Here is a 1,280-nt window from a genome sequence, read left to right as displayed (position 1 = left end):
GGACCTGACCCCTGTTTGGTGGACACCTGATATCCAGCCCGGTTGGGTTGGGAAGAAAGGTAATCTACCACCATGCCTAGGTACTCCGAACAGTTCAAACGTGATGCTGTGGCCCTCTATGAAAACAATGAGGACCTTTCACTTCACGCGGCTTCAGCAGAGCTTGGAGTCAATCGTTCCTCGCTTTTCTCCTGGCTTCAGCAATACGGCACCGGCAAACGTGCCCGCACGAAGGCCATGCGCGACAACGCCAAGGAGACGACTGATTCCGAGCGAATCCGCCAGCTAGAAAAAGAGAACGCGAAGCTGCGCGAAGAACGCGATATTCTGCGCAAGGCCGCGAAATATTTTGCCGAAGAGACACGCTGGTGATCCGCTTCCAGTTTGTCTATGACCACCGAACCGAGTATTCGGTCAAGCGGATGTGCCATGTGTTAAAGCTCAATCGCTCCTCGTTTTATAAATGGGTCAACACCCGCGAAAATCGCAGGTTAAAGATGTATTCCGATGCCCTTATTGGTGCAAGAATCAAGGCCATCTTCGATGATGAGAACGGGCTTTATGGTGCTAAACGCATCGCTGCAAGCCTCAACGACGATACGGACTTCGGCCCGATCAACCATAAGAAGGTCGCACGCATCATGAAATCCATGGGGCTAAAAGGCTTTAGCAAACGGCGTCGATGCATCACCACTAGGCGTAAGCCTGGTCACCGTGTCATGCCAGATTTAGTAGGCCGTACATTCACCGCTGACGAGCCGAACCGTGTGTATGTCGGCGACATTACCTACCTGCCGTGTAAGGGCGGTAAGAACATGTACCTTGCCACGGTCATTGACACCTATTCACGAAAACTTGCAGGTTATGCACTCGCAGACCACATGCGTGTCTCACTGGTCATCGAGGCTTTGTCCCATGCCAGCACAGTCCGCGGAAGCCTTGACGGGGCTATTTTCCATTCTGATCATGGAAGTGTGTACACCTCACAGGCGTTTAGGGACCACTGCGCCCAACTTGGTGTGCGCCAATCCATGGGCGCGGTGGGAACTAGTGCCGATAATGCCCTGGCAGAGTCATTTAACGCCACCTTAAAACGTGAAGTGCTACGTGATCGGAAAGTCTTTGATAATCCCATTATCTGCCGGCAGGAAGTCTTCCGATGGTGCATGCGCTACAACACACGCAGACGACACTCCTGGTGCAACCTTCTAGCCCCCGATGACTTCGAAGCACTCACATCAGCTACACTGACCCAAGCAGCATAGCTAACCCCCGACGTG

General features: G+C 53.0%; 1 protein-coding gene. It reads left to right on the top strand.

Annotated elements, in window-relative coordinates:
• Positions 1 to 72: 72 nt before the first annotated feature.
• A protein-coding gene (locus tag HMPREF3227_RS03120; RefSeq protein WP_369814861.1) for an IS3 family transposase occupies positions 73 to 1,265 on the top strand; the annotation gives its coding sequence in 2 pieces (ribosomal slippage) (positions 73 to 355 and positions 355 to 1,265; 1,194 coding nt in all).
• Positions 1,266 to 1,280 lie beyond the last annotated feature (15 nt).

This window comes from Corynebacterium sp. CMW7794, assembly GCF_001563605.1.
GTDB lineage: Bacteria > Actinomycetota > Actinomycetes > Mycobacteriales > Mycobacteriaceae > Corynebacterium > Corynebacterium phoceense.
Note: the sequence above shows the minus strand (reverse complement) of the source record. Positions and strands in the feature narration are given on the sequence as shown.